General features: G+C 66.9%; 6 protein-coding genes. 5 read left to right on the top strand and 1 reads right to left on the bottom strand.

Annotated features, from left to right (window positions below; all coding sequences use genetic code 11):
* The first annotated feature begins 803 nt into the window (after positions 1-803).
* Genes OP79_RS48070 through OP79_RS48080 form a run of 3 tightly spaced genes read left to right on the top strand, consistent with a single transcriptional unit; the run spans position 804 to position 4626 of the window.
* On the top strand, positions 804-1445 hold the full coding sequence (locus OP79_RS48070) for a (2Fe-2S)-binding protein (RefSeq protein ID WP_033329560.1): 642 nt from the start codon (positions 804-806) through the stop codon (positions 1443-1445).
* Between the two features lie 8 nt (positions 1446-1453).
* Positions 1454-2437 (top strand): FAD binding domain-containing protein, encoded by a 984-nt coding sequence (locus OP79_RS48075; protein WP_033329561.1) that lies wholly within the window; start codon positions 1454-1456, stop codon positions 2435-2437.
* Positions 2434-4626, top strand: coding sequence for a xanthine dehydrogenase family protein molybdopterin-binding subunit (locus tag OP79_RS48080; RefSeq protein ID WP_033329562.1), 2193 nt, complete (start codon positions 2434-2436; stop codon positions 4624-4626). Before OP79_RS48075 ends, OP79_RS48080 begins: the two co-directional genes overlap by 4 nt.
* 103 nt (positions 4627-4729) lie before the next feature.
* On the opposite strand, the gene OP79_RS55815 is transcribed toward OP79_RS48080, so the two are convergent.
* Positions 4730-4894: a hypothetical protein gene (locus tag OP79_RS55815; RefSeq protein ID WP_157857534.1), complete on the bottom strand. Its 165-nt coding sequence runs from the start codon at positions 4892-4894 to the stop codon at positions 4730-4732.
* 50 nt (positions 4895-4944) lie between these two features.
* On the opposite strand from OP79_RS55815, the gene OP79_RS48085 reads away from it, so the two are divergent.
* Together OP79_RS48085 and OP79_RS57850 are read left to right on the top strand one after the other, a co-directional pair.
* Positions 4945-5337 (top strand): nuclear transport factor 2 family protein, encoded by a 393-nt coding sequence (locus tag OP79_RS48085; RefSeq protein ID WP_033329563.1) that lies wholly within the window; start codon positions 4945-4947, stop codon positions 5335-5337.
* Positions 5338-6251: 914 nt separating this feature from the next.
* On the top strand, positions 6252-6662 hold the full coding sequence (locus OP79_RS57850) for a zinc-binding dehydrogenase (RefSeq protein WP_245685741.1): 411 nt from the start codon (positions 6252-6254) through the stop codon (positions 6660-6662).
* Positions 6663-6779 lie beyond the last annotated feature (117 nt).

Here is a 6779-nt window from a genome sequence, read left to right on the forward strand (position 1 = left end):
CCAGCCGCCCAGTGGACCGAGCACCTTGTCACACTCGTGCGCACCGTCGGCATGAACGGTTTCGTCATCTGGCCCGAACGAGACCACGGCCAGCAGATCAGCGCGTTCGCCGCCGAAGTCGTACCCGCAGTCCGCGAAGCCCTCGCACGCAAGACCTGACCACTCCGTGTCCTCGGGCCGGGCAGCACCCCTGGCACAACGCCACCGGCTGTACCCGTCCCAGCCCTTCCCTCCCCAGAGCAGCGTCTTGCTTCTCACCGGCCACCGCTCTTCGCCGAAATCGTCGTGCGGCCGCGCGACGCCGCCCAGTTCGACGCCCTGCTCGTGGCGCGAGGCGTCGCCTCGGAGCACCGCAGCGCTCTGGATGACGTGGAACGATCATCCGGTGCTGTGGGACGACAGGCGGGTCATCTCTCCTGCATCGCATGGTTTGCCACGGACAACTTGTCCGTGGATAAGTACGGCCTTCATCCGGATTCTGGATCACGCGATGCTTGATCAGTCGAGCACAGGAGGGCGTATGTGGAAACAGCCATCCACCCGCCGCGCGTGTCCAGTCAGCCGAGAACGCCGGCGCTATCGGTGTGAGCAGTGCTGAGCACGAGTGAACACTGCCAGACGCAAAGACCGGGCAGCGGTGCAAGGCAGGGTGGGAAGCAGGTCGATGGCATCGCCGCCCACCGGCCCCGATGGACCAGCCATGACCATCCTGCAGCCCTCGAACTGAGGAACAGGCACGCCGCCCCCCGAACTCACACCGAAAAAGACCCACAGCTCTGACCCTGACGCGAAGGAGAGTGAGCGTGTCCGTCGAAAATCCCGAGCCTGACAGATCTCTCACTGCCGAGGCCACTTCGGCACCGTCTCGGCGCACGTTCATCACTACGGCCACGGCCGTCTCAGGGGCCGTCGTCGCCGGCGGACTGGTCACGGCGCCGACTGCCCTGGGCGGCCGGGAGGCGGTGGCCGCCGAAGGGCCTCCTGGCGGCACCGTTCACCTGTCGATCAACAGCGTCCGACACAGTGTCACCGTCGACAACCGCACCTCTCTGCTCGACCTGCTGCGCGAACACCTCGACCTGACCGGTTCAAAGAAAGGCTGCAATGCCGGAGCCTGCGGCGCCTGCACTGTCCTGGTCGATGGCCACCGCGTCAACTCATGTCTGACCCTGGCCGTCCGGCTGGACGGCGCCGAGGTCACCACCATCGAGGGACTGGCAGACGGCGACCAACTGCATCCCTTGCAGCAAGCGTTCATAGATCAGGACGCCTATCAGTGCGGCTTCTGCACCTCGGGCCAGATCGTGTCCGGTGTCGCCTGTATCAAGGAAGGCCACACCGGAACGTCCGACGAGATCCGGGAGTGGATGAGCGGGAACCTCTGCCGCTGTGGCTGTTACATCAAGATCGTTCGCGCGGTCGAGCAGGCCGCGGGCCAGAACTGAGGTGGACGATGCACCCCTTCACCATCACCAAGGCATCCGACACCACGGAAGCCCTCGAGGCCGGTGGGCGCGGCGGCCGATACATAGCCGGCGGCACCACCCTCGTCGACTTGATGCGCGAAACCGTGGAGCGCCCTGATGTCCTGGTCGACATCACCGCTCTGCCGCTGCACGATGTGGACCGTACCGAGGACGGCGGCTTACGCATAGGCGCCTTGGTCCGCATGGCGGAAGCCGCAGCTCACCCCGCCATACGTGACAGCTACCCGGTCATCTCCCAGGCGCTGGAGCTGAGCGCCTCCGCCCAGCTGCGCAACATGGCCACCATCGGCGGGAACATGATGCAGCGCACCCGCTGCACGTACTTCCGGGACGTGACCGCCGACTGCAATAAACGCGAGCCGGGTTCCGGCTGCGCCGCACTGAACGGCTTCAACCGCAGCCATGCGATCCTCGGCACCTCCGACCAATGCGTGGCCACACATCCGTCCGATCTGGCTGTCGCGCTCGCCGCGTTGGAGGCGAGCGTCCACCTGATGGCTCCGGACAAGGGCAGGCGCACCATCCCCATCACGGACTTCCTGCTTCAGCCCGGCAGCACGCCTGACCGCGAGCAGGCGCTTCAGCCAGGTGAGTTGATCACTTCGGTGGAGATTCCTGCCCTGCCCCGCCCGCTGAAGTCCGGGTATCTGAAGGTCCGCGACCGCCAGTCCTACGAGTTCGCACTGACCTCGGCCGCGGTGGCCCTCCACATCCGCGGCGGAACGATCCTCGATGCGAAGGTCGCCGCCGGCGGTGTGGGCACAGTGCCCTGGAAGCTGCCGGCCGTCGAACAAGCCCTCATCGGCGAGCATCCCTCCGCCCGGCTGTGGCACAAGGCCGCCGGCCATGCGGCCGAAGGCACGCACCCCCTCAGGCACAACGGCTTCAAGGTTGAGCTGCTCAAACGTACCGTCGAGCAGCAACTGCGCACCGTCGGAGGCACCTCATGAGCCAGCCACAAGCCGCCGTCGGCGCGTCCGTGGCCCGGGTGGACGCACGGCTGCGGGTCACCGGGAAAGCCAAATATGCCGGCGACAACAATCCCGACGGCGTCGTTCACGCAGTCATCGTCGACAGCAGTGTCGGCCGCGGCCGCATCACCGCCGTCGACGCAGGTCCCGCCCTCGCCCAGCCCGGTGTCCTTACCGTCATCAGCCACCTCAACGCGCCCAGGCTTCCGCCCGTCGAAAGTAACGGCTACCCACCAGGCGAGCCGCTGAGGGCCTTCCAGGACGACCAAGTGCGCTTCTTCGGACAGCCCGTCGCGGTCGTGGTGGCCACGACGCTCGAGGTCGCCCAGCACGCCGCGAGCCTGATGCAGGTCACCTACCACGCCGAGCGCCCCTCGACCGACATGAGCGCGGCGCCTCCCGCCGACGACCCTGAGACCTATGCACGGGGCGACGCGGACCAGGCACTGAAATCCGCCGACGTCCAGCTCGACCTGGCGTACCGGATGGCCCGCCAGCACCACAACGCGATGGAACCAGCCGGCATCGTCGCCCGCTGGGACGGGGACAGGCTCACCCTCTGGGAGAAGACCCAGGCGGTCCAGTTCGCCACGTTCAACATGGCAGGCGAATTCGGGATACCGCCGGAGAACATTCATGTCATCTCGCCCGTGCTCGGCGGTGCCTTCGGCAACGCCTTCCGTACCTGGGTGCACTCCGTCATCGCGGTCATGGCCGCCCGCCAGGTGAACCGTCCCGTCAAACTCGTACTCACCCGCAAGCAGTTGTACTTCGGGATCGGCTACCGGCCCGCGTACTCATATGGGCTTCGGATGGGCAGCGACCGGCGGGGCCGTCTGACCGCTGCCGTGCACGACGTCGACTCCGAGACATCCAGCTATGAAACGCACCTGGAGGACACTCTCGTCCCCGGGCGGATCCTCTACAGCACGCCGAACGTCAAGCAGATCCACCGGTCCGTCCCCCTGGACGTCAACACACCGACGTGGATGCGTGGCCCGGGATACTCCAGCGGTGCCTACCCCCTGGAGTCGGCGATGGACGAACTCGCCGATGAAATGGGCATGGACCCGATCGAACTGCGTCTGCGCAACGAACCCGTGGACGACCAGTCCAACGGTCTTCAGTTCTCCACCCGCCGTCTCCGCGAGTGCTACACCACCGGCGCCCGCGAATTCGACTGGAAACGGCGGAGCTTGAAACCTGGCTCCAGGCGCGACGGCGACTGGCACCTCGGCATGGGCATGGCCGCTGGTGTATATGACACCCAGCGCGCCGCGGCCCAGGCTTCCGTGCGGCTGAATGCCGACGGTACCGCCCTGGTCCAGTCCGGGACCAGCGACATGGGGCCCGGCACCGCCACCTCCATGACACAGGTCGCCGCTGACGCCCTGGGCCTGACCATGCGCCGGGTGATCTTTCGGCTCGGCGACTCGACCCTGCCTCCGGCCCCGGGACACTTCGGATCGCAGACCATGGCGAGCGTCGGATCCGCCGTGCAGGACGGTTGCGACAAGCTGCGGAAAAAGGCCATCGCCCTCGCCGTCAGAGACGAGGGCTCTCCGCTGCACGGGGCCGACCCCGCCAATGTCGAGGTGCGCGGCGGCCGACTGTACGTAAAGGACGCCCCGGGGCGGGGAGAGACGTACCAGAGCCTGCTGGCCCGCAACAACTCCGCCTACCTCGAAGTACTCGGCTCATGGGCTCCGCCGGAAGGACCCGCAAGGTACTCCCTGTACGCCTACGCGGCGACGTTCGCGGAGGTCGCCGTGCACTCCCGGCTCGGCCTGGTGCGGGTCCGGCGCATGCTGGGCATCTACGATGCCGGTCGTATCATCAGTCCCGCGCTCGCCGACAGCCAGGCACTCGGCGCAATGATCGGCGGATTGGGCGCGGCCCTGCTCGAACACACGATCACCGACCATCGCGACGGCCGAATCGTCAACGCCAACCTCGCCGACTACCTCGTTCCGACGCATGCCGACATACCCGATATCAGGGCGATCTACCTGGCGGGCGGCGAGGACCGCATAGCCGACCCGATCGGCGTGAAGGGACTCGCCGAGATCGTCTGCGTCGGTGTCACGCCGGCCATCTCCAACGCCGTCTTCAATGCCACAGGCCGGCGCATCCGCCAGTTGCCCATCACCCCCGAGCTCCTGCTCTAGCCCGGGGGCTGATGGGTTCGCCCGGTTCGGCAACGAGGAACGCGACCCCTGATGATCAAGGTTGTCGAATCCTTTGATCACGAACAGGGGACGCGTTCGCGTGTCATCTTCCCTGATCGGTGTCCTGCAGCGCCACCACGAGGACATCGACTCCGCCTCCCCGGATCCGGAATCGCAGCAGTTCACCGCCCTGGCCGAAGTGCTGGGGCGGATACCCGATCCCCGGCGGGTCCGGGGCCGCCGCTACCGCCTGGCCCCGCCTGATCACAAGGCCTTCCTTTCCGTATCCGATTCCCCCATCCCCGCAAGGAGCGCACCATGTCCGACTCCCCGAACCTCGCCCTCATCCGCCGGGTCTACGAATCCCGAATGGCGCCCGAGGTCATCAAGGAGGTCATGGCCCCGGACTTCGTCTGGGACATCACCCCGGGCTTTCCGAACAGCGGCGTGTACCACGGCTGGGACAGGGTGGCGAAGGACTTCTTCGGCACGCCGATGCCGAACATCGCGTCCTTCGGCGCGGGGCCCGAGGAGTTCTACGCGGACGACGAAGGCCACGTCTTCGTGTTCGGGCACTATCACGCCGAGACCAAGAGCGGGGACAAGGCCGACGTCCGGTTCATCCACCTGTGGACTCTCCGTGACGGCAAGGCCGTCAGCATGCGGCAGGTCGCCGACAGTCACATCCTCCAGGAAGCCCTCAAGGGCTGAGACGCCATCCGCTAATCGATCACGGGGATGGCTTGGTCGAACGGGGTTCCTGATCGGGTGATCGCGCGAGGTAGAGCGACGTTCGCGCCGGGACCGCGAGCACACTGCAGCTCACCGACGCCGAGTCCGACAACCTCCACATCCTCGGGTGTACCGCACCGGTCCAAAGCCGACTGCACCGGCACGACGTCCGCCACTTGCCGATGACGTGGAATGAACATCTGGTGCTGTGGGACGACAGGCGGGTCATCTCTCCTGCATCGCATGGTTTGCCACGGACAACTTGTCCGTGGATAAGTACGGCCTTCATCCGGTTCCTGGTTCACGCGATGCTTGATCAGTCGAGCACGGGAGGACGAGATGAATCGGGTACTGCCGGCCGACTAACTTCGGGTACGCCGGGAGGTGCTGCAGCCGGAGGACGTCGGACTTCCCTGCGGCCGGACCACACTGCTGCGCGATCCGGCTGCAGTAATCGACCGACGTACCAGTCAGCTCGGCCACCTCCTCGAGTTCACGTCGTACTGCCAGCGGCTGGTGGATCCGGAGCAGGGCCAGAAACTGTTGATCTTCTCCACCATGCTCGGCTCACCGAGCCACGAAAAACTCCGGTCCCTGGCATCCGCAGGCGCCTGGCCTCGCCGGCTGCCGGTCGGCTCACACATCGAAGTTGGTGCTTCGAAAGCGCAGCACCTCACGCATATCGAGAGACAAGGGTTTCCCATGAAGGCAGTGCGTTTCCACGAGTACGGCGACCCGAGCGTCCTGAGCTACGAGGACGTGGAGCAGCCCGTCCCCGGGGCCGGTGAGGTCCGGATCCGCGTCGCCGCGACGTCGTTCAACTCCGCGTTCAACTCCGTCGACGGCAACATCCGCGGCGGCTTCATGCCGACCAGGTTGTCGGCTTCCTGCCGATGGACAAGCCCGGCGCCGCAGCGCAGTACGTCATCGCCCCGGCCGAGATCCTCGCGGCGGCGCCCAAGAGCGTCCCGCTGGCCGACGCCGCAGCGCTGCCGCTGGTGGGCCTGACCGCGTACCAGGCGCTGTTCGACCACGCCAAGCTGACGGCTGGTCAGCGCGTGCTGGTCAACGGCGCGGGCGGAGCGGTCGGCGGCTACGCCGTGCAGCTGGCCAAGAACGCCGGCGCGTACGTCATCGCCACCGCCGGCCCGCGCAGCAGCCAGCAGGTCAAGACGGCGGGTGCCGACGAGATCATCGATCACAGCACCACCGAGGTGACCGCGGCGGTGACCGAGCCGGTCGACGTCGTGCTCAACCTCGCGCCGGTCGACCCGGCGCAGAGCTGGCCGCGCTGCCCGCCCTGATCCGTCCCGGTGGAGTGCTGGTGAACACCACGGTGTGGATGCCCGCACCCAGCGACGAACAGCGCGGCGTGCGCGGCATCGACCTGTTCGTCCGCAGCGACGCCGACCAGCTGTCGC

It is taken from the genome of Streptomyces yerevanensis (assembly GCF_000716805.1).
GTDB classification, from domain to species: domain Bacteria; phylum Actinomycetota; class Actinomycetes; order Streptomycetales; family Streptomycetaceae; genus Streptomyces; species Streptomyces flaveus.